This window comes from Actinomadura napierensis (assembly GCF_039529375.1).
In the GTDB taxonomy this organism is placed as follows: Bacteria; Actinomycetota; Actinomycetes; order Streptosporangiales; family Streptosporangiaceae; genus Spirillospora; species Spirillospora napierensis.
Genome location: NZ_BAAAMR010000024.1, coordinates 1 through 19,908 on the forward strand (window position 1 = coordinate 1; position 19,908 = coordinate 19,908).

Annotated in this window: 18 protein-coding genes; 6 read left to right on the top strand and 12 right to left on the bottom strand. The window is 74.5% G+C overall.

The genetic code is table 11. The features are described from left to right. Positions 1 to 124: 124 nt before the first annotated feature. Genes ABD296_RS15745 through ABD296_RS15760 form a run of 4 tightly spaced genes read right to left on the bottom strand, consistent with a single transcriptional unit; the run spans position 125 to position 5,689 of the window. Positions 125 to 949: an FHA domain-containing protein gene (locus ABD296_RS15745; protein WP_344267138.1), complete on the bottom strand. Its 825-nt coding sequence runs from the start codon at positions 947 to 949 to the stop codon at positions 125 to 127. A 2-nt stretch (positions 950 to 951) separates the two neighbouring features. Continuing rightward, positions 952 to 2,307 carry a VWA domain-containing protein gene (locus tag ABD296_RS15750; protein WP_344267140.1) on the bottom strand — a complete coding sequence of 452 codons (1,356 nt, stop codon included), beginning with the start codon at positions 2,305 to 2,307 and terminating at the stop codon, positions 952 to 954. Next, positions 2,304 to 3,683: a protein phosphatase 2C domain-containing protein gene (locus ABD296_RS15755; protein ID WP_344267142.1), complete on the bottom strand. Its 1,380-nt coding sequence runs from the start codon at positions 3,681 to 3,683 to the stop codon at positions 2,304 to 2,306. Before ABD296_RS15755 ends, ABD296_RS15750 begins: the two co-directional genes overlap by 4 nt. Beyond that, a complete protein-coding gene (locus ABD296_RS15760; RefSeq protein ID WP_455363859.1) occupies positions 3,680 to 5,689 on the bottom strand; it encodes a tetratricopeptide repeat protein in 2,010 nt (669 codons plus the stop codon). Before ABD296_RS15760 ends, ABD296_RS15755 begins: the two co-directional genes overlap by 4 nt. A gap of 268 nt (positions 5,690 to 5,957) precedes the next feature. On the opposite strand from ABD296_RS15760, the gene ABD296_RS15765 reads away from it, so the two are divergent. Beyond that, a complete protein-coding gene (locus ABD296_RS15765; protein ID WP_344267144.1) occupies positions 5,958 to 6,086 on the top strand; it encodes a hypothetical protein in 129 nt (42 codons plus the stop codon). A gap of 43 nt (positions 6,087 to 6,129) precedes the next feature. Here the strand turns inward: ABD296_RS15765 and ABD296_RS15770 are convergent, their stop codons facing one another. Next, positions 6,130 to 7,392, bottom strand: coding sequence for a hypothetical protein (locus tag ABD296_RS15770; protein ID WP_344267145.1), 1,263 nt, complete (start codon positions 7,390 to 7,392; stop codon positions 6,130 to 6,132). 199 nt (positions 7,393 to 7,591) lie between these two features. Between ABD296_RS15770 and ABD296_RS15775 the strand changes: the two genes are divergently transcribed. Beyond that, positions 7,592 to 8,122: a helix-turn-helix transcriptional regulator gene (locus ABD296_RS15775; RefSeq protein WP_344267146.1), complete on the top strand. Its 531-nt coding sequence runs from the start codon at positions 7,592 to 7,594 to the stop codon at positions 8,120 to 8,122. 175 nt (positions 8,123 to 8,297) lie between these two features. Here ABD296_RS15775 and ABD296_RS15780 read toward each other — a convergent pair whose 3' ends face one another. After that, positions 8,298 to 8,960: a lysophospholipid acyltransferase family protein gene (locus ABD296_RS15780; protein WP_344267147.1), complete on the bottom strand. Its 663-nt coding sequence runs from the start codon at positions 8,958 to 8,960 to the stop codon at positions 8,298 to 8,300. 69 nt (positions 8,961 to 9,029) lie between these two features. Between ABD296_RS15780 and ABD296_RS15785 the strand changes: the two genes are divergently transcribed. Then, positions 9,030 to 9,215, top strand: coding sequence for a hypothetical protein (locus tag ABD296_RS15785; RefSeq protein ID WP_344267148.1), 186 nt, complete (start codon positions 9,030 to 9,032; stop codon positions 9,213 to 9,215). A 19-nt stretch (positions 9,216 to 9,234) separates the two neighbouring features. Here ABD296_RS15785 and ABD296_RS15790 read toward each other — a convergent pair whose 3' ends face one another. After that, positions 9,235 to 9,870, bottom strand: coding sequence for a class I SAM-dependent methyltransferase (locus ABD296_RS15790; protein ID WP_344267149.1), 636 nt, complete (start codon positions 9,868 to 9,870; stop codon positions 9,235 to 9,237). A 59-nt stretch (positions 9,871 to 9,929) separates the two neighbouring features. On the opposite strand from ABD296_RS15790, the gene ABD296_RS15795 reads away from it, so the two are divergent. Next, a complete protein-coding gene (locus ABD296_RS15795; protein WP_344267150.1) occupies positions 9,930 to 10,763 on the top strand; it encodes a TrmB family transcriptional regulator in 834 nt (277 codons plus the stop codon). 8 nt (positions 10,764 to 10,771) lie between these two features. Here the strand turns inward: ABD296_RS15795 and ABD296_RS15800 are convergent, their stop codons facing one another. The 4 genes from ABD296_RS15800 to ABD296_RS15815 all read right to left on the bottom strand — a co-directional run bounded on the left by ABD296_RS15800 (position 10,772) and on the right by ABD296_RS15815 (position 15,298). Next, a complete protein-coding gene (locus tag ABD296_RS15800; protein ID WP_344267151.1) occupies positions 10,772 to 11,908 on the bottom strand; it encodes a carboxylate-amine ligase in 1,137 nt (378 codons plus the stop codon). A gap of 89 nt (positions 11,909 to 11,997) precedes the next feature. Next, entirely contained in the window at positions 11,998 to 12,765 is a 768-nt protein-coding gene (locus tag ABD296_RS15805) for a methyltransferase domain-containing protein (protein ID WP_344267152.1), read from the bottom strand. Between the two features lie 40 nt (positions 12,766 to 12,805). Continuing rightward, complete coding sequence (locus ABD296_RS15810) at positions 12,806 to 13,585, bottom strand: alpha/beta fold hydrolase (protein ID WP_344267153.1); 780 nt, start codon at positions 13,583 to 13,585, stop codon at positions 12,806 to 12,808. An 81-nt stretch (positions 13,586 to 13,666) separates the two neighbouring features. Further along, the gene (locus ABD296_RS15815; protein WP_344267154.1) at positions 13,667 to 15,298 is read right to left on the bottom strand and encodes a PucR family transcriptional regulator; all 1,632 of its coding nucleotides are present in this window, start codon (positions 15,296 to 15,298) and stop codon (positions 13,667 to 13,669) included. A 170-nt stretch (positions 15,299 to 15,468) separates the two neighbouring features. Here ABD296_RS15815 and ABD296_RS15820 point away from each other — a divergent pair, with 170 nt between their 5' ends. Together ABD296_RS15820 and ABD296_RS15825 are read left to right on the top strand one after the other, a co-directional pair. Beyond that, positions 15,469 to 16,800 carry an aspartate aminotransferase family protein gene (locus ABD296_RS15820; RefSeq protein WP_344267155.1) on the top strand — a complete coding sequence of 444 codons (1,332 nt, stop codon included), beginning with the start codon at positions 15,469 to 15,471 and terminating at the stop codon, positions 16,798 to 16,800. Then, complete coding sequence (locus ABD296_RS15825; protein ID WP_344267156.1) at positions 16,800 to 18,317, top strand: CoA-acylating methylmalonate-semialdehyde dehydrogenase; 1,518 nt, start codon at positions 16,800 to 16,802, stop codon at positions 18,315 to 18,317. The genes ABD296_RS15820 and ABD296_RS15825 overlap by 1 nt, the downstream gene beginning before the upstream one ends. On the opposite strand, the gene ABD296_RS15830 is transcribed toward ABD296_RS15825, so the two are convergent. Beyond that, positions 18,253 to 19,788, bottom strand: a complete 1,536-nt coding sequence (locus ABD296_RS15830) for a hypothetical protein (RefSeq protein ID WP_344267157.1) — start codon at positions 19,786 to 19,788, stop codon at positions 18,253 to 18,255. The genes ABD296_RS15825 and ABD296_RS15830 overlap by 65 nt on opposite strands. Positions 19,789 to 19,908: the final 120 nt, after the last annotated feature.

Here is a 19,908-nt window from a genome sequence, read left to right on the forward strand (position 1 = left end):
CGCCGCCCGGACGGCCGCTCGGGCGGGGCGGACGCGATGACGGCGGGCGCGGCCTCCCCGGCGACCCTGGCGGGACGTCCGGACGGTGGGCCCGGCGGACCCGCCGGCGCCTGCTGGACGGCCGTCATATCGCCTCGTCTCTGGTGAGCGTGATGGTGGTCCAGGCACCGACGTGGATGCGGTCGCCCGCGGACACCGGGACCTCCACGTTCAGCGGGATCGGGTCGGTGGAGCCGTTCAGGCACGTCCGGTTCGTGGAACCGGGGTCGACGAGCGTCCAGGTGCCGTTCGGCTTGGCCAGCAGCACCGCGTGCACGTGCGAGACGCCCGGGTCCTCCGGGGGTTCGCGCAGGTCGATCTCGGGCGGCGAGGCCTGCGCCGAACTCCGCCGGCCGATGCGGATCTGCCGGCCCTGGAGCGGGATCCGCCGCTCCGGCGCGTACGGCGGGAACGCCAGCGACGCCGAGTCCGGCCCCTCCTCGGCGATGACCGCGTTGTAGTAGTCGTGGTCGGCCACCACCACGGCCGTCCAGCCCACCGCGCCCGGGACCGGAGGCGCCGGGACGGGAGGCGCGGGCACGGGCGGTGCCGGCACCGGTGGCGCGGGCACGGGCGGTGCAGGGACGGGTGGTGCAGGGACGGGTGGTGCAGGGACGGGTGGCGCGGGTACCGGCGGTGCCGGAACCGGTGGCGCGGGGACCGGTGGCGCGGGGACCGGCGCGGAGGGCGGGGTCGACCTGCCGCCGCCGGTCGCGAAGTCGTACCCGCAGATCTCGCAGAACCGGTCGGTGCCGCGCTCGCCGCAGTCCGGGCACGTCCGTTCCCCGGCGGCCGCGGGCGACGGCGCGGCGGACGCGCTCCCAGCAGGCGGGGAGCCGCCGATGAGCTCGCCGCACTCGTCGCAGTAGTCCGCGGCCTGGGAGGTGTGTCCGTTGGGGCAGATCACCATGCTCAGCCCTCGCCCCGCCGCGTCGTCACGGTCTCGTCCTTGCGGGTCGTCGGTGTCCCGGCCCCGCGCGTCCGGACGGTCTTGGTGGACCGGGTGTCGAGCGTCATCTCGTCCGCCTTGTCCACGTCGCGCCGCAGCCGGACCGTTCCGGTGGCCACGTCGACGACGTCCACGACCCGGCGCAGCAGCGAGGTGATCTCCTCGTTGCCGGCCTGGTCGGCCAGCACCACCGCGCGGCCGAGCCGCGCCGTCGCGGTGTCGGTGTCGCCCTTGGCGCGCGCCTCCAGGCCCTCCTGGATGGCCTGCGCCAGCTCCGCCTGCCCGGTGTAGCCGGCGACCCGCGGGTTGATCTTGGTGGAGAGCGCCTCGTCGTCGGTCCACTGCGCGAGCACGTTGCCGGTCGCCAGCACCTGCGCCTCCTCGCCGGGCGCCCCGGGCACGACCAGCTTCACCCACGCGGCGCGCACCTCCTTGCCGACCTCGCCGGGCGGCACCTCCACGCAGACGTGGTAGTCGCGGCTCTCCGCGCCCCAGGCGCCGAGCGGGTAGTCGCCCGCCTGCGGCGCGGACTCCACGCGCTTGTCGCTCAGGTCGTCCACGGACGGCATGACCTGCTTGACGAACTTCAGCGACGCGGTCTTCGGCGTCCACACGCGCAGCGCGACGTCGGCGACGGCCTTGCCCATCGCCGCCTCGGTGATCGCCCTAAAGTCGGCCGCGAGGTCGTTGGTGTCGCGGATGAACTCCACGCTGCCGAGCAGCGCGGAGGCGATCCGGCGCAGCTCGGCGACCTCCCAGTCGGTGCCGATGCCGCGGCAGTCGCAGACGAACCGGCCCGCGCAGCGCGCCAGCGCGGCGTTCAGCTGCTCGGGCGTCTCGTGCTGGTTCTTGCCGTCGGTCAGCAGGATCGCCTGCCGGACGGCGCCCTGCCGGGCGTCGAAGATCTCGTCGGCGAGCCGCAGCCACGACCCGATCGCGGTGCCGCCGGACGCCTTCAGCCGCTTCAGCTCCTGCCTGGCCCGCTGCCGGTTGCCCTCGGTGGCCTTGACCAGGCCCGGCTGCTGCGGGAAGACCATCGACGCGGAGTTGGAACCGGAGATGATCGCGAAGTCGACGCCGTCGCGCAGGGTGTCCACCGCGGTCTGCGCGGCGGCGACCGCCGCGCGCAGCTTGCTGTCCGGATAGGACATCGAGCCGGACGTGTCGATGATGATCACCACGGCGGCGTCCACCGCGGACGGCGACGGCAGCGCCGGGCCGGTCGCCTCGACGGACACGACGGCGTGCACCTCGCGGCCGCCCGCGGGCAGGTACTTGTTCTGGTCGACCTTGACGGTGAATTGCGGCTGCTCGCTCATCGGTGCTGCTCCGTGCTCTCGGGGTGCGTGCGCGGGGGGACTGGGGGAGCGGGGAAGGGGATCACCGCGACGGTGATGTTGTCGCGCCCGCCGGCGTCCAGGGCGTGCCGGACGAGCGCCCGCGCGGCGCCCAGCGGGTCGGCGGCCGGGTCGGGCCGCCCGCCGTCCGCGGAACCGTCCGCCGGATCGGGCATGCCGCCGTTCGCCGGATCGGCCACCGAGTCGCCCGGCCCGCCGAGGAGGGCCGCCAGGTCGGCGGCGGCGGGGAAGTAGTTCCACAGGCCGTCGCTGCACACCAGCAGCGTGCCGGGGCCCGCCGGGCGGAACGTCGCGACGTGCGGCCGGACCTCGCCCGCGTCCGCGCCCAGCCAGGCGGTGATGACGTGCGCGTTCGGGTGCGCCTCCGCCTCCGCCTCGGTCAGCGCGCCCTGCGCCACCATGATCGCGGCCCAGGAGTCGTCCTCGGTGAGCTGCCGGGACGCGGACAGCTCGGCCATATCGCCGGTGCTCGGCTCGGTGTCGCCGGGGTCGGCGCCGGCCGGGCCGGTCTCCTCCGGCTGCGTGTCCTCCTCGCCGGCGTCGGCCGTCGCGCCCTCCTCGGCGGACAGCCAGTAGGCGCGGCTGTCGCCGACCCACCCGACCGTCAGCGTCGCGCCGCGCGTCACCGCCGACACGTAGGTGCACGACGGCGCCTCGGCCGGGGACGCGGCGAGCGCCGCCACGGCCTCGGCCGCCTTCAGCGCGGCCGTGCGGGTCGCCTCCTCGGGGTCCCCGCCGTCGTCCAGCAGCGCCGCCAGCTCGGCCGCGCCGGTGTCGGCCGCCGCGCGGGACGCCTCGTCCGGACGCTGCGACGAGCCGACCCCGTCCGAGACGACCGGCACGATGCCGGCGGCGTGCGCGGCGAGGGAGAGCGCGTCCTCGTTGCGGCTGTAGCGCTTGCCGCGGTCGCTGGCCCCGGCCGCCGCGAGCGCGCCCGGGCCGTCCGCCCCGGATCCGTCCGCGCCCGCCGCCGGAAGCCCGACCTCCACATGGTCGCGCTCGGCGGGCTGCCGCAGGCCGCACCGCTCGCAGTAGCCGTCCGCGTCGATCGCCGCGCCGCCGCATTCGGGGCAGGGGCGCGCGTCGCCGGCGCCCGCCCGGCGCCGCGCGAGCGAGGCCGAGCTCTGCCGTATCGTCGCGCCCTCCCGGGGCGGCACGCCGGTCTCGCCGGGGCCGGCGGGCGGCGGGTCGCCGAGCTTGTGCCCGCAGTTCTCGCAGAACACGTAGCCCGGGTAGACGATCTCCTTGCACGCGGGGCAGGTCGGCTCGGCCGGCTTGGCCGCGGCGTCGTCGAAGGCGGGGCCGAGGCCGGCGTCGGCGGTGGGGTCGTCGGTCACAGGAGCGTCCTCGGGCGTACGGCGTTGGCGGAGTCGATGAGCAGCCGGGACTCGTCCCGGTCCCGGGAGCGGCGCGCCAGCTCCCGGTAGGTGCGTTCCAGCCGGCGCCGCAGCGTGGTCTCGTCCAGCGGCTGGCCCATCAGCGCGCCGCCCCGCGCGCCGTTGCCGGTCCCGGTGGGCAGCCAGCCGAGGGCGGCCTCCAGGATCTCGGCGGCGAGCCTGTCGCGCCGCGCGTCGTCCAGGTCGAGGCCGTTCAGCCGCTCGCCCGCCGCGACCAGATCGGCCGCCGTCAGCTCCGCCGGCGCGCGGCCGCGCACCGCCGTCGCCACCGCCGCGACCTGCGCGGGCACGTACCGGATGGAGATCTTCGGCACCGCGTCCAGCGCCGCGACGGCCTGCGCCCGGCGGCCCGCGGCCAGATGCACCCGGGCGAGCCCGAACGCCGCGGTGAGGTAGCCGTGGTCGGTCCGCCACACCAGCTCGAACAGCCGGACGGCGCCGTCCGGCGCGGAGTGCTCGCGGCAGTAGGCCAGCGCGAGCTTCGGCGCCGCCTCGCCGGGCAGCAGCCCGTACAGCCGGTCGAAGCACCGCTCGGCCTCCGCCGTCCGCTCCGCGGCGAGCAGCGACACCGCGCGGTACCAGTCGACCCGCCAGTCACCGGGACGGCTCAGGGCGACCTCGCTCAGCAGCTCCGACGCCTCGCCCGGCGCGCCCGTCTCGATCTTCACGCGGGCGAGCGCCAGCAGCACCTCGGGCGTGCGCTCCGGCGCGCTCTCCAGCACCGGGCCGAGCTGCTCGTCGTCCAGCGCGGTCAGCCCGGCCAGGAACGCGGCGGCCGGGTCGGAGTCGTCCACCAGCGGCACCGGCAGCGCCGACGCCGCGATCCGCGGCGGGACGGGCGGCAGCGCGGACTCTGCGGACAGGTCGCCCGCCATCCACGGCGCGAACCGCTCCGGGCCGAACAGCGCGGACGGCGCCGGACGCGGCGCGCCCTCCTGCGCCGCCACCACCTCGCGCAGCACGCCGGTCAGCTGCTCGGCCATCTCCGCGGCGTCCTGGAACCGCTCGGCCGGCTCCTTGTGGGTCGCCCGCCGCAGGAACCGGTCGTAGGACTCGAACTCCTGCAGCAGCGGCACCTCGTCGCGTGAAGGGAGGCCGTCGACGTAGGCGCGGGTGTAGCCCTTGAACGGGAAGCTCAGCACGGCCAGCGCGCGCCCGACCGTGTAGAGGTCGGAGCTCACGGACGGGCCCAGGTCGGCGATCTCGGGCGCCTGGTAGCCGATCGTGCCGTAGATGGCGCCGTCCGGGTCGTCCAGCCGCCGCACCCCGCCGAGGTCGATGAGCTTCAGCTCCTCCTCGGACTGGATGACGTTGTCCGGCTTGAAGTCGCAGTAGACCAGGCCGTTGGCGTGCAGGTAGTCGAACGCGCGCAGGACCTCGAGGCCGTAGGCGATGGCCTGCGGGAGCGGCAGGTGCTTCTCGCCGGTGGGCTGCGGCTGCTCCAGCAGGATGTCCTTGAGCGACTGGCCGCCGACGTACTGCATGACGATGTAGTCGTCGCCCTCGTGCTCGACGAAGTTGTAGATCTTGACGATGTTGGGGTGGTCGACCGCGGCGAGGTAGGCGCGCTCGGCCTCCGCCGCGATCCTCGCGTCGGCGTCGCCGGTGTCGAGCAGGCCCTTGAGCACCACCCACCGGTTGCTGACCCGCTCGTCCTGCGCCAGGTAGATCCAGCCGAGGCCGCCGTGCGCGATGCAGCCGAGCACCCGGTACTGGTTGGCGACCAGGTCGCCCGGGCTGAGCTTCGGGGTGAAGGAGAACCCGGTACCGCACTTCGGGCAGAACCCCTCGGTGCGGCCCGGCCGGTCGGCGCGGCCGCGGCCCACCGGCTCGCCGCAGTGGGAGCAGAACCGCTTGCCCTCCGCGACCTGCGGGTCGCTCATCACCGCCGACGACGGGTCCCGGTACGCGATCCGTGGCACCTCCACGAGGCCGGCGCCCAGCATCCCGCGGCGTCCGGACGACCGCGACGAGCCGGTGCGCGTGCTGCCCGTCCGGGCCGTCCCGCTCGTCCCGCTCGTTCCCGTGGTGCCGGACGAGGCCGACGCCTGGTCCGGGGGAGAGCCGCACTCGTCGCAGTAGCCGTCGGCGATCGTCCCGGAGCAGCCCGGCTGGCGGCACTTGTCGTCGGGCGGCGCGGACGCGGCGGCCGGTGCCTGCGGAGCCTGGACGGCCGGGGAGGAGCCGCATTCGTCGCAGTAGCCGTCCACGATCGTGCCCGAGCATCCCGGCTGGGCGCAGGCGCTGGACACGGCGCTGGACGCGGCGGAACCGCTCGCCGGCGAACCGGGCGTGGCGGACGGGCTCGGCGAGGCGGGCGGCATGCCGCATATGACGCAGTAACCGTCCTCGATGGTTCCGCCGCACCCCGCCACAGTGCACTGGCTCAACGTTCCGCTCCCTTCACCCGCGAGGTAATGGCCTGCTGGTACTCCGAAAGCGTCACGGTCGCCTTCCGCAGGTCGCACGGCGAGGTCCAGAGCAGCTCGCGGGCCCGTTCGTAGAGGGCGGAGAGCCCGGCGTCCTCGGCGCCGCCGAGCCGCGCGGCCTTCGCCCGGTACGCCTCCAGCCGTCCGCGCAGTTCCTCGCGCCGGTCCAGCAGGCCCCGGATCACCTCGACGTCCCGCCGGGCCTGCTCCAGGGCGCCGTTCATCGCGCGTTCCAGGTCAGCGACGCGGCCGGCCAGCTCGTTCCACCCGCCGTGCCCTGTCGCCGCCGGCACGTTCGCGCCGTGCGGCGAGCGGCCGACGGTCGCGAGCCGGTCGGCCAGCGTGGCGGACATGTCGGGCAGGTCCGGCAGGACAGGGGAGGCGATCTTGGCCAGGACCTCGCCGCGGACGCGGCGCGCCTCGGCCTCCGCGGCGCGCAGCGCCTCCAGGACCGCGGCGATCCCCCCGATCCGGTCGGCGAAGCCGTCGCGCAGGCGGTGCGCCTCCTCCAGCCCGCGCCGCACGCCCGCCAGCGCGGTCCGCAGCGCGTCCAGGCGGCTCGTGTCGGGGCGCCCGGCGTCCGCCAGCGCGAGCGGATCGCCGCGCACGAGCGCCGCCACCGCCCGCAGGTCCGCGGTCAGCCGGTCCAGGTCCGGGTCCGTCCCGCCCAGCGACGCCAGCAGGTCGGCGGCGGCGCGCTGCTCGGCCTCGACCTCGGCGAGCCGGGACAGCAGCGCCGACCAGACGGCGTCGAGCGCCGCGACGGTCTTCACGACGTCCTCGTACAGCGGCGTCATCCGCGCCACGACCGCCCGCAGGGTCAGCCTCTCGCCCGCCGGGGCGGCCAGCAGCGTCCGGCGTTCGAGCGGAACCTCCTCGGCGGGCAGCTCGACCGACGGGCCGGTCAGCAGCCGGGTCAGCTCGGCGAGCTGCGCCTGGCCCGGCCGCGAATGCCGGGCGCGCAGCCGCTCCGCCTCGCCGAGCGTCCGCCCGTAAAGGTCGAACAGCGCCCAGATCTCCGCCGTCCGTGACCGCACCTCGGCCTGCACCCGGCGCGTCGCGCCGTCGAGGGCGGCGCCGTCCAGCAGCCGATACCCCGGGTGCCCCTCCAGTTCGAGCAGGGCCGTACTGATGCGCTCCTTCTCGTCGCGCAGATGCGCCAGCGTCCGGTCGGCCTCGTCCCGGTCCAAGGGAGGCCGGGCCGCCCGTGCGTCGCTCACCGCCCGTCCGCGATCATGTGTTCGCCCCCGATTCCCCCGAATAGAGCACGTTTCGGGGCACAGTGTTCCCCATGCGCGGTGGGCATCTCAAGCAGGCGGGCGATCAGGCCGCGTCCCGCCGCCCGCCGTGCGTCAGGTGACCCTTTCCGGGCGTGCCGGGGCACTGCAAAATGTCAGTGTTCGAACGTATGATCGAAGCATGGCGAACGTTGCGACGCACCTTCGGACCACCCCCGCGCACGACGCGGCCGCCGGCACCGTGCTCACCGCCGCCGAGATCGCGGCCCTCGCGCTCTCGCTCGCGCACCTCGGCGCCGGCCCGCAGGCCACCACCGCCCGCCGCGCCCTGCGCGCCCTCCTCGACCCCGCCGCGCCCGTCGACCACGACGACGTGGTCGCCGCGACCGTGGCCACCCTCACCGCGCCCCTGGACGCCTCCACCGCCGACCGTGCCCGCGTCATCGCCGCGGCCATCACCGAGCACCGCGTCGTCCGGCTCTGCTACGGCGACGCGGGCGCGAACGTGACGATCCGCGAGGTGGAGCCCGTCACCTGCCTCGTCCACCGCGACCACTGGTACCTCGTCGGCTGGTGCCGGATGCGGCGGGGCGTCCGCGCCTTCCGCTTCGACCGCATCCTCGCCGTCGAGTCCACCGGCCTCCCCGCCCGCCCCCGCCGCGCCGACCGCTACCTGCCGTTTCAATCCAGGGCCCTTGGCGTCAGGCGCTAGGGCGCCTTCCTTCGGCGGGCCCTGCGGCGATCGCTGCATCGCTCCGGCTCGCCCAGGGGCTCGCTGCGCGATCAGGTTCTCGCAAGCTCGAACCCGGCTTCGCACGCGATCGCAACGTTGCGGTCGGTGCGGGGCCGGGGTTCGGGCGTGCGGGTGCTGTGGTCCCGCCTTTCGGCTAGTGCAGGAGGCGGCGGGGGGTGCGGACGGCGTGGCCGATCAGGCGGCCCGCCCTGCGGGACAAGCGGCCCGCCGGCGTGCGGGACGGGTCGTCGCGCTGCTCGGCGCGCAGGCCGTGGACGATCTCCTCGACGGCCTTGCGGGTCAGGTCGCGCACCTCGGTGACCGCCCGGTCGTCGTCGGCGCGGCCGGCCCACAGGGACGTGTCGATCGGCTCGCCGAAGCCGAAGTAGAGCCGCTGCGGGCGCGGGACCGGCGTCGGACCGATGCCGCGCGACACCGGCATCAGCACGTCGTCGCGCATCCCGCGCTCGCCGAGCACGGCGCGGGCCAGCGGCCGGACCGGCGCCAGCAGCGGGCTGCCCGCGTCCAGCACGGTGGTGAACATCTCCTCCACGCCGACCGAGCCGAACGGGATGATCTGGCAGCCCGCCTCCACCGCGAGGCGGGCGAAGCCCAGCCGGCCCTCCCACTGGAGCCGGTACCGGTCGGCGCGGTCCCGGGTGGCCTCCCGGGCCCCGCCGGGGAACACCACGACCATCTGCCCGTCCCGCAGCAGGGCGCGGCAGTTGTCGCGGGTCCCGTCGACCGAGCCGCCCATGTCCATCGCCGTGCGCCAGCCCGGGATCCGCCAGTGCGCGTGGTCGGCCAGCGACCGCACCCACACCCCCGCCGCCGGTGGATCTCGAAGAAGATCAGCGGCGCGTCGACGACCCCGTACACCGTGTGGTTGCCGACCAGCAGCGCGGGCCCGGTCCGGGGCACGTTCTCCATGCCGTGGAAGACGGGCGAGGTGTACGCGCGCCACGGCTCCAGGGCCAGGTTCGCGGCGCGGATCAGCGTGGCGGACGGCGGTGTCCAGTCGAGAGGGGAGGGCATGGCGCCGATCGTATGGGAGGCCGACCGGCACTCCTGACAGGAGGGTCAGTGAACGCTTACACGTCGGGCTCGTAGGACGAGTCGACGGCCGGCTGGCCCGTGTAGTTGGGCCCGGCCTGATCGTCGGCGCCCAGGTAGCGGTAGGGGAGCCGCGCCTCGCGCCGTCCGCGCAGGGAGATCCGGCGGCGCCGGGAGTCGTAGTGGAAACCGGCCTCGCGGAGCGCCGCTGTGACGCGTCGCCCGCCCGGGGATCCGTCCGCGAGTCGGACGCTCGCCACGTCGAAGTTCGCCACGAGCAGCCCGTCCACGCCGAGCCACGAGGCGGCGCGGGCCAGGACGCCCAGCTTGTCGCCGACGTAGTGCAGCCCGTGGACGCAGGTGATCAGGTCGTACGGTTCGTCCGGCGCCCACTTCGTGACGGAGGCGGTGACCAGTTGCACCGCGCTCGCCGCCGGGAGGAAGTGGCCGGCCAGGTCCACGCCCGTGATCCGCGCGTCCGGCCGCCGCGCGGCGGCCTCCGCCAATGCCCGTCCCGCGCCGCAGCACAGGTCCAGCCAGCCGCCGCCGATCTCCGCGAGCACGTCGATCCCGAGTTCCCGCCCATACGACGCGAGCGTCCGTTCCCGGTTCATGGCGCAGTTGGCCACCACGGGCGACATTTCAAGCGCCGCGTCGTCCAGGCGTTGCTCCATGCCCGGATTCTGGCATCGCGCGCAGTGTTCGGGGCGGTTGAAGAACTAGCATTGCGGCGGTGAGCGCGCGGGACGTCCTTGAGCATCTGCAGCGGCTCGGCATGTCCGGATACGAGGCCAAGGCGTACGTGGCCCTCGTCGGGGCGGGCAGGCCGGTCAACGGGTACGAGGTGGCGAAGCGGTCCGGGGTGCCGCGCAGCACGGTGTACGAGACGCTCGGCAAGCTGGTGGCGCGGGGCGCGGCGTACGAGCTGCGGGGGTCGTCGGACGCGACCGAGTACCTGCCGCTGCCGCCGGAGGCGCTGCTGGACCGGATGCGGCGGGAGTTCGACGGGTCGGTCGCGATGCTGCGGTCGGCGCTGCCCGCGGTCGCCGCCGCGCCCGAGGGGCATCTCATCCACGGCCTTAAGGACGCCGAGGCCATGCTGGACCGGGCGGGGGACGTGGTGGCGGGCGCCCGGCGCGACCTGTTCATGTCGGTGTGGCCGGAGGAGACGCGGCGGCTGCGGGAGGCGGTCGTGGACGCCGCCGAGCGGGACGTCGAGGTGTCGGTCGTCTCGTTCGGCGAGGACGCCGACCCGTTCGGCGGGGACGGGACGGGATACGTCTACCAGCACCGCTACTCCGCGCCAGAGGCCGTCCTCGAAGACCTCGGCTACCGGCTGCTGGTGGTCGTCGGCGACCGGCGGGAGGCCGTGGTGGGCGGCTTCGGCGAGGGCGCGGCATGGGGCATCTACACGGCGGATCCGGCGGTCGCCCTGATGGCGGCGGAGTACGTCCGGCAGGACATCGCACTGCAGATCCTCGCTGACCGCGTCGGTGGCGGCGAGCTGGACCGCCTGTTCGCCACCGACCCGGGCCTGCTCCGCCTGCTGGGCCGCGGCCGCAGCTGAGGCGTCTTTCAGGCGGCTGCGGTGTGGGCGACGGCGTCGGAGACGACGGCCGTCACGTCGCGCGTCCGGGCGTAGACGGCGCGTTGCAGCTGGGCGCCGTTGCCGCGGTCGAGCAGGCCGTGCAGCAGCCGGGTGGCGGTCTCCAGATCGCCCATCCGGTCGAGCGCCGGGCCGAGGTGCTCCAGCAGGGCCCGGACGACGTCGCGGACGGGCGCGGCGCGGCGGGTCGCGGGGTGCACGAGCTCCGCGCGCAGCCCGGACCGCCCGGCCCGCCACATCGCCAGCCGCATCAGGTCGGCGCGGACCGGATCGGGCGGCTCGCCGGCGTGCCACGCCTCGGCGGCGGTGTCGACCAGGGCGCGGACCAGCGCGGCCATCAGCACGGCGTCGTCGGCCCGCAGGCACACGTCCGGGACGCGGATCTCGACGGTGGGGTAGTGCCGCGACAGCCGGGCGTCGTAGTAGATCATCCCCTCGTCGACCAGCGCGCCGGTGGACAGCAGGGCCTCGACGGTCGCCCGGTAGGCCTTGGCGGAGCCGAACAGCTCGGTCGGGCCGCTGGACGGCCAGCGCCCCCAGACCTGGTACCGCCAGCTGTCGTAGCCGGTGTCGCTGCCCTGCCAGAACGGCGAGTTGGCGCTGAGGGCCAGCAGCGGCGGCAGCCAGGGCCGGATCCGGTCGAGGACGGCGACGCCCTCGTCCGGCGACTCGACGCCGACGTGCACGTGGCAGCCGCAGGTGAGCTGCTCGTCGGCGGTGGGGCCGTAGGCGTCCGACATGCGCCGGTAGCGGTGCGACGGGGACAGCGACGGCCGGACGGTGACCGGTGAGGTCGCCAGCGCGGCGACGGCGGCCCCGGCGCCCGCCGCGGCCTGCGCCGCCGCCTGCCGTGCCGACCTGACGTGCGCGGACACCTCGTCCAGGGTGCGGCAGACCGGTGTGCAGATCTCCAACTGCTCGCGCTGCAGCTCGCATTCCAGCGGTTCGGACCGCCTGCCGCCGTTGAACAGCACTTCGTCGTGGCGCCGGGCGTACTGGACGACGGACCCGGAGACGGCCTGCGGCACACCGCTGGCGGGGTCGACCAGGAGGAGCTCCTCTTCCACCCCGAAGGTGCGCGTGCCCGCCGAACTGCGAAGTGTCACCAGATGGTTGTGCCCTCACCGCACTGAAGTACCTCCTCCGGGTGACACCGCGATGGCCGGAGGTGGCGCGAATAATGCCCGCGATCGACCTAGCGCTCCGCCGGATGATCTGCTCGCGCGAGCACGATGACGAACGAGGCCGTCACCATGACCGGACCGCGGTCCAGATGTTCCCGCCACCGGGCGGCGGCCTCCCGGTCCAGGAAGCCCGCCTCGACGGCGCGGCGGGTGTTGCGGCGCAGCCCGAACACCTGTTCGGCCGTGGCCGGGTCCCGGAACACCGGGGCCGCGTTCAGCACCGACAGGACCGTGAACCCGGCCTCCTCGGCCAGCCGCGGGACCTGCCGTCCCATCGCCTGGTTGCGGTTGGCGTGCTCGGCGACGAAGCGGGTGAACGCCAGGCTCGTCGCCAGGTCCGGGTGGTCGATCGCGAGCGTGTGCCAGTCGGGCTCGGCGAGCGCGACCAGCCCGCCGGGCCGCAGGACGCGCCGGATCTCGCGCAGCGCCCGGGGCGGGTCGTCCAGGTGGATCATCACCCGGTCCATCCGGGCCCGGTCGGCGCCGCCGGCCTCCAGCGGGAGGGCGTGCGCGTCGGCCTGCTCGACCTGGACGCCCGGCAGGCCCGCGGTGCGGCGGCGCGCCTCGTCCACCATGGCGGTGTCGTGGTCGACGCCGACCACCGCGCCGGACGGTCCGGCCGCGGACGCGAGCGCGGCGAGGTCGGTGCCCGGGCCGCAGCCCACGTCCAGCACCGTGTGGCCGGGTTCGACGGCGAGGGCCTCCAGCATGTGGAGCTTGTAGGCGCCCGCTGAGTCCGTCGCGGCGATCTTGTCGAGGTAGTCGATGGTCGCTGCCATGCCGCCGATCAAATCAGCCGGATGTGGAGGAAATGTGCCCTCACGGTGCCAGCCATGTGCGCAGCAGCGCGCCGGTCTCCTCCAGGCGGTCGATGTAGAGCATGTGGCCGGAATCGATCTCGGTGATCGTCAGGCCCGGGCCGAGGGCCGCGCGGCAGTCCACCACGAACTCCGGCCGCACCAGGTCGGCGAGCGTCGCGATCACCAGGTGGGTCGGCAGGTCGGCGGGCGGGGGCACGTGCGGGCGCGCCATCTCCGAGTACGCCGTCACGATCGCGGCCGGCTCGTACCGCCAGCGCGTCCGCCCGCCCGGGCCGTGCTGCAGGTGCTCGCCGACCTCGTCGTTCACCGCCTCGTCGGTCGCCCCGGACCACCGGGCCACCAGCGACGCCCGCGCCTCGACGGCGTCCGCGAACGACACCTCCGCCATGTACCCGCGCGCGTTCTTCGCCGCCTCCACCGGGTCGAGCCCGATCGCCGGGTCCAGCAGGACGAGCCGCCGCACCCGGTGCGGAGCCAGCCGCGCCAGATGCACCGCGATCATCCCGCCGTAGGAGTGCCCCACCAGGTCGGCCTGGTCGAGGCCCTCGGTGTCCATGACCGCGAGGACGTCCTCGACGTGCTGTTCCACCCCCCACGGCGGCTCGTGCGGCGAGCGCCCGTGCCCGCGCAGGTCGGGCGCCAGCGTGTAGCGGTCCGCCAGATGACGCTCGGCCGTCCGCCGCCACCGGGCCCCGTGCCCCGTGACGCCGTGCAGCGCGACCAGCGGCGCCCCTGATGGATCCCCGAACCGATGAACATGCAACGCCGCGTCCGTCATGCCGAAAAGCGTAAACGGCGCCCCACGCTCCGGCCTACCGTTCGCCGATCGACTCCGCCCGATCTCCGGCCTCCGCGCTGGTCAGGGACGTTCCCAGCGGACGGAGCTGAGGGCGAGCAGCGCGACGTGGAAGGAGACGCAGGACTCGACGTCGTCGAGGTCGGCGTCCAGGACGCGTTCGATGCGGCGGAGGCGCTCGTAGAAGGCCGGGCGCGACAGGTGGGCCTGCTGGGCGGCGACGGCCTTGTTGCGCCCGGACTCCAGGTACAGCTCCAGGATGCGGGTCAGGTCGCTGCCGCGCTGCGCGTCGTACTCCAGCAGCGGGCCGAGCTCGCGCTCGACGAACGTCTGGACGCGGGCGTCGTCGCGCAGCAGGTGCAGCAGGCCGCGCAGCCGCAGGTCGGGCAGCCGGTAGAACAGCCGGCTCCCGGAGCCGCGGGCGGCGACGTCGGCGACCTGCTCGGCCTCCAGGAACGAGCGGCGGACGTCCCGGATCGTCTCCACGACGGACCCGGCCGCCATCACGGTGTCGCCGCCGGACTGCTTGCGGATCCGGGTGGCGACCTCGGTGAGGACGGCCTCGGCGTCGGCGCGGGCCGGCAGCGAGGCGAGCACGCCGACGCGGGCCTGCGGGCCACCCTCGTCCAGTACGCCGACCAGGGCGGCGAGGCGGGCGTCCTTGCAGGCGGCGGCGGCCGTCTCGGCCAGCGCGGACAGCTCGCCGACGGGCGGCGGAGACACGCGCGGCGAATGGGCGGGGCCGCGGTGCCGCAGCACGGCGCCGAGCAGCCGCCGTCCGGACAGCGGGACGCCGAGCGCGCGGGCGCGGGCGGCGGCCTCCTGCGGGTCGGAGTAGGCGTGCGCGAGGATGCGGGCGATGATCGTGCCGTGCGCCTGCCGCTCGACGCTCTCGGCGTGCCGGTCCAGCAGCCGGCCGAGCGCGAGGGTGGTCGCGGCCCGCTCGATCAGCACGGTCTCGCGCGGCGACGGCGGCGAGCCCAGCACGATGATCAGCCGTCCCCAGTCCTCGCCGCGGGCGCCGACCGTGGTGACGAGCCAGCCGGACGCGGCGTCGTAGCCGGTGCGGGTGCCGGGCCGGACGGCCCGCGAGCGGGTCTCCCAGGCCGACAGCAGCTCGGCGGGATCGCGGCCGTCGGCGTCGGCGGCCAGCACCCGGTGCGAGAGGTTCTCCAGCACGACCGGGTGCCCGCCGATCGCGGCGACCTGCCGGACGACCTCGTCGGTGGAGGCGCCCTCGACCGACAGCTGGGTGAAGATCTCGTGCAGCTGCTCGGAGGCGCGCAGCTCGGCGAACTGCTCCTGGACGATCCGGGCGTGCACGGACTCGGTGATGTCCACGAACGCCGGCTCGTGCGCGAGCACGATCACCGGGAGGCCGAGGTCCTCGGCGGCGGCGAGCAGGGCGGGCGGCAGCCGGCTGGCGTACCGCCGGCCGAGCTCGATCATCAGGCCGCTGACGCCGACGTCGGCGAGGTCGGCGATGTAGGCGCGCAGCCGGTCCGGCTCGTCGGGCAGCGCGATGCCGGTGGTGAGCACCAGCTCGCCGCCGTGCAGCAGGTGCGCGATGTCGGTGACCTCGGCGACGTGCACCCAGCGGACGAGGTTGCCGGTGCGGTCGGCGCCCGCGACGACGCGCGGCTGGCCGCGGCGGACCGCGTCGAGCTGGAGGACGTCGTCGAGTGTGGGCAGCATCGCCCGCGATGATATCCGACAACCTGTCAATGCCATGCCCGCGATCTTTACAGGGTGTAGCCGGGCCGGGAAGTGCCCGGCCGGGCGGTGTTCCACTCCGTCAACCGGCGGGCCGGTGTCGTGACACTCTGCCGCTGGCCCCGCGGTTCCGCCCGAACGAGACTTGGGCCATGTCGGAACACGCGAACCTGCTCCGGCGCCACAGGGCGGTCATGCCGTCCTGGACGGCGCTCAACTACCAGGACCCCATCGAGATCGTCGGCGGCAAGGGAAACCGCGTGACCGACGCCGAGGGCAACGGCTACCTCGACTTCTTCACGGGCATCCTCACCAACATGATCGGGTACGACGTGCCCGAGGTGCGGGAGGCGGTGGAGCGGCAGCTCGCCACCGGCGTCGTGCACACCTCCACCGCCTACCTGCTGCGCGGCCAGGTCGAGCTGGCCGAGAAGATCGCCCGGCTGTCCGGCATCCCGGACGCCAAGGTGTTCTTCGCCAACTCCGGCACGGAGGCGAACGAGACGGCGCTGCTGCTGGCCGCGTACGCGCGCCGCAGCGACCAGGTCCTCGCGATGCGGCAGAGCTACCACGGCCGCTCGTTCGGCGCGACGGGCATCACCGGCAACCGGGCGTGGACGAACCTGTCCTACTCGCCGCTGAACGTGCACTTCCTGCACGGCGCGGACCGCCACCTCCCACAGTTCGCCGGCATGTCGGACGAGACGTACATCGACGCGTGCGTGCAGGACCTGCGGCACGTCCTGGCGACCGCGACCGGCGGCGACGTCGCGGCGCTGATCGCGGAGCCGATCCAGGGCGTCGGCGGGTTCACGATGGCGCCGGACGGGCTGTTCGCCGCCTACAAGGAGGTCCTGGACGAGGCGGGCATCCTGTTCATCTCCGACGAGGTGCAGACGGGGTGGGGCCGCACGGGCCAGGGCTTCTGGGGCATCGACAGCCACGGCGTGACGCCCGACATGATGACCTTCGCCAAGGGCCTCGGGAACGGGTTCGCGGTCGGCGGAGTCGTCGCGCGCGGCGAGCTGATGGACGCCCTGCACGCCGTCGGGCTCTCCACCTTCGGCGGCAACCCGATCTCGATGGCGGCGGCGAACGCGACGCTCGACTACGTCCTGGACCACGACCTGCAGGCGAACGCGGCGAAGCAGGGCCGGACGATCATCGGCGGGCTGCGCGAGGCGTCGTCGCGGTTCCCGGTCGTCAGGGGCGTCCGCGGCAAGGGCCTGATGTTCGCGATCGAGCTGGCGGACCCGGAGACCGGCGAGCCGAGCCCGCCGCTGGCCGCCGCGCTGATGGAGGCGGCCCGCGAGCGGGGGCTGCTGGTCGGCAAGGGCGGCCTGTACGGCAACGTGGTGCGCATGGCACCGCCCCTCACCCTCACCGACGCCGAGGCTCTTGAGGGCCTCGGCGTTCTGATCGCCTCGCTGGAGTCCGTGACCGCGGGCGCCGCCGCGAAGACCGCAACCGGAAAGACCACCTGATGACCGACACAGAGCCCCAGACCAGGCACATTACCCACTGGATCGGCGGCAAGCCGTTCGACGGCGACGCCGCCCGGCGCGGCGACATCTACGAGCCCGCGACCGGACGCGTCGCCGGGCACGTCGACTTCGCGTCCGCCGCCGAGGTGGACGCGGCCGTCGCCGCCGCGAAGGCCGCGTTCCCCGGCTGGCGGGACGCGTCGCTGTCGAAGCGGACGTCCGTGCTGTTCCGGTTCCGCGAGCTGATGGCCGCGCACCGCGACGAACTGGCCGCGCTGATCTCGTCCGAGCACGGCAAGGTGCGGTCGGACGCGGCCGGCGAGGTCGCGCGCGGCCTGGAGGTCGTGGAGTTCGCCTGCGGCATCCCGCACCTGCTCAAGGGCGGGTTCTCGGAGAACGTGTCGACGAAGGTGGACGCCTACTCGATCCTGCAGCCGCTCGGGGTCGTGGCCGGGATCACCCCGTTCAACTTCCCGGCGATGGTGCCGATGTGGATGTTCCCGGTGGCGATCGCGTGCGGCAACACGTTCGTGCTCAAGCCGTCGGAGAAGGACCCGTCGGCGTCGGTGCGGATCGCCGAGCTGTGGGCCGAGGCGGGCCTGCCGGACGGGGTGTTCAACGTCGTCCACGGCGACAAGGCGGCGGTGGACGGCCTGCTGCACCACCCGGACGTCAAGGCCGTCAGCTTCGTCGGCTCCACGCCGATCGCGAAGTACATCTACGAGACGGCCGCGGCGAACGGCAAGCGCGTGCAGGCGCTCGGCGGCGCGAAGAACCACATGCTGGTGCTGCCGGACGCCGACCTCGACCTCGCCGCGGACGCGGCGGTGTCGGCGGGCTTCGGCTCGGCGGGGGAGCGCTGCATGGCGATCTCCGTGGTGGTGGCCGTCGACCCGGTCGGCGACGAGCTGATGGCGAAGGTCCGCGAGCGGGTCGCCAAGCTCAGGATCGGCCCCGGCGACCACCCCGAGTCCGAGATGGGCCCGCTGGTGACGAAGGCGCACCGCGACAAGGTCGCCTCGTACCTGGACTCCGGGGTCGCGCAGGGCGCCACGCTCGCGATCGACGGCCGCGACACGCCCGTGCTCGGCGGCGCCGGCGACGGCTTCTGGCTCGGCCCGACCGTTCTCGACCACGTCACCCCGGAGATGGACGCCTACAAGGACGAGATCTTCGGCCCGGTGCTCGCGGTCGTGCGGGCGGGCTCCTACGAGGAGGCCATGGAGCTCGTCTCCGCCAACCCGTACGGCAACGGCACCGCGATCTTCACCAACGACGGCGGGGCGGCGCGCCGCTTCCAGAACGAGGTGGAGGTCGGCATGGTCGGGATCAACGTCCCGATCCCAGTGCCGATGGCGTACTACTCGTTCGGCGGCTGGAAGGACTCGCTGTTCGGCGACAGCCACGCGCACGGCATGGAGGGTGTGCACTTCTACACGCGCACCAAGGCCGTCACTGCACGCTGGCTCGATCCGTCTCACGGCGGCGTGAACCTCGGCTTCCCCACCAGCGGCTGACGGCCTCGGCGTCCGCGCGGCCGGTGTCCTCGCCGGCCGCGCGGACGCGCAGCGCCGACAGGCCGAGGCCGAGGGCCAGGCAGGCGAACGGCACCGCGGGCACGACATAGCGGTAGTCGAAGTCCGCGCTGGCGATGGGGAACAGCAGCAGCGTCGCCGCCGTCCCCCACACCAGCAGGACCTCGCGGCGCCGCCGGTGGGCGGCCGCGACGGCGACGATGCCGAGCCCGAACACGGCGCCGATCGCCGGTCCCGGCAGGAACCAGTGCCTCTGGTAGCCGACCATGCGGTCCGCGTACGGCTGGACGACCTCGCTCGGTGTGCCCGTCCGGCCGTAGTGCATCGCGTCCGCCAGCACCGTGCCCGGGTGGCCGGTCCTGGTGGCGTAGGCGAGCCCGCTGGGGAAGAGCTGCGGCCGGTCGGGGAAGTGGTACAGCCGCTCGGTCGTGGCGTTCGGATAGTGGTACCGGCGCGGGCTGAACGCCCGGCCGATGCCGTCGCCGATCGCCTGGAGGTAGTCGCCGGGCTGCGCCAGGATCGCCCGGACGGAGAACGCGCGCAGCGTCGAGTTGGCCTCCGGGGACACCACGGGCGACAGCAGCACGCGCGGCGGGATGTCGCTGCGCCAGATCAGGTGGCCGGGCGCGTCGTCCTCGGCCTTGGTCGCCGGGTCCAGGCACAGCGCCGCCTGGTCGGGCGGCGGGTGCATCTTCGCGCAGTCGGCGAACCCGGCCGTCCGTCCCCACAGGTAGATGCCGTCGGACGTGGTGAGCGCGTAGGTGCCGCGCTCGGCGTGGAACCACAGCGCGTACGCGGCGATCGGGACCGCGGCGGCCGCGCCGAACGCCAGCGCGGGACGCCACCCGCGCCGCCACAGCAGCAGGCAGACCAGCGCGACCGGGATCAGCGGCGCGCCCGCCGACCGGACGAGGACCGCGTAGCCGAGCAGGAGGCCCGCGGCCAGGGCCGTCCACCAGACCGGGCCCTTCCCGTCGCGGACGCGCCAGAGCAGCAGCGTCAGCGCGCCCGCGATCAGGAACATGAACAGCGTCTCGGACATCACCAGGTGTTCGAGTTCGACCTGGTACGCGTCGTACAGCACGGGCAGCGTGACGAGGGCGGACGCCCAGGCGGGCAGCCCGGCGCGGCACAGCACCGCGTACGCCATCACCGCGATCGCCAGGCCCATGACGTGCTGGACGACCACGACGGCGGTCAGGCTGTGCAGCGGCTCCAGCAGCCGCAGCACGAACGAGTAGCCGAGGGTCTTGCTCGGGGACGGCGTGGGCCGCAGGGCGTAGCCGACGTAGAAGTACGAGTCGCCGGTGAACCACAGCCCGTGCGGGTAGGCGAGCGTCGCCGTCCAGCGCAGCGCGGCACCGCCCGCGAGCGCGAGAGCGAACGGTGCGTGGCGGAGATACCGACGAAACGCCCAGATAGCAATAAATGGCGCAAAAAGCCTTGACGGCACGCGTGACCGCCCTCGCGGTGCTCGATGTCGGAACGCGGGAGGAGATCACGCTAGCCGGGCCCCGTGACGCGCCGGTGAACGCGGGGTTGCGGCCGGTGATCCCGCCCCGGCCGCGCGGCG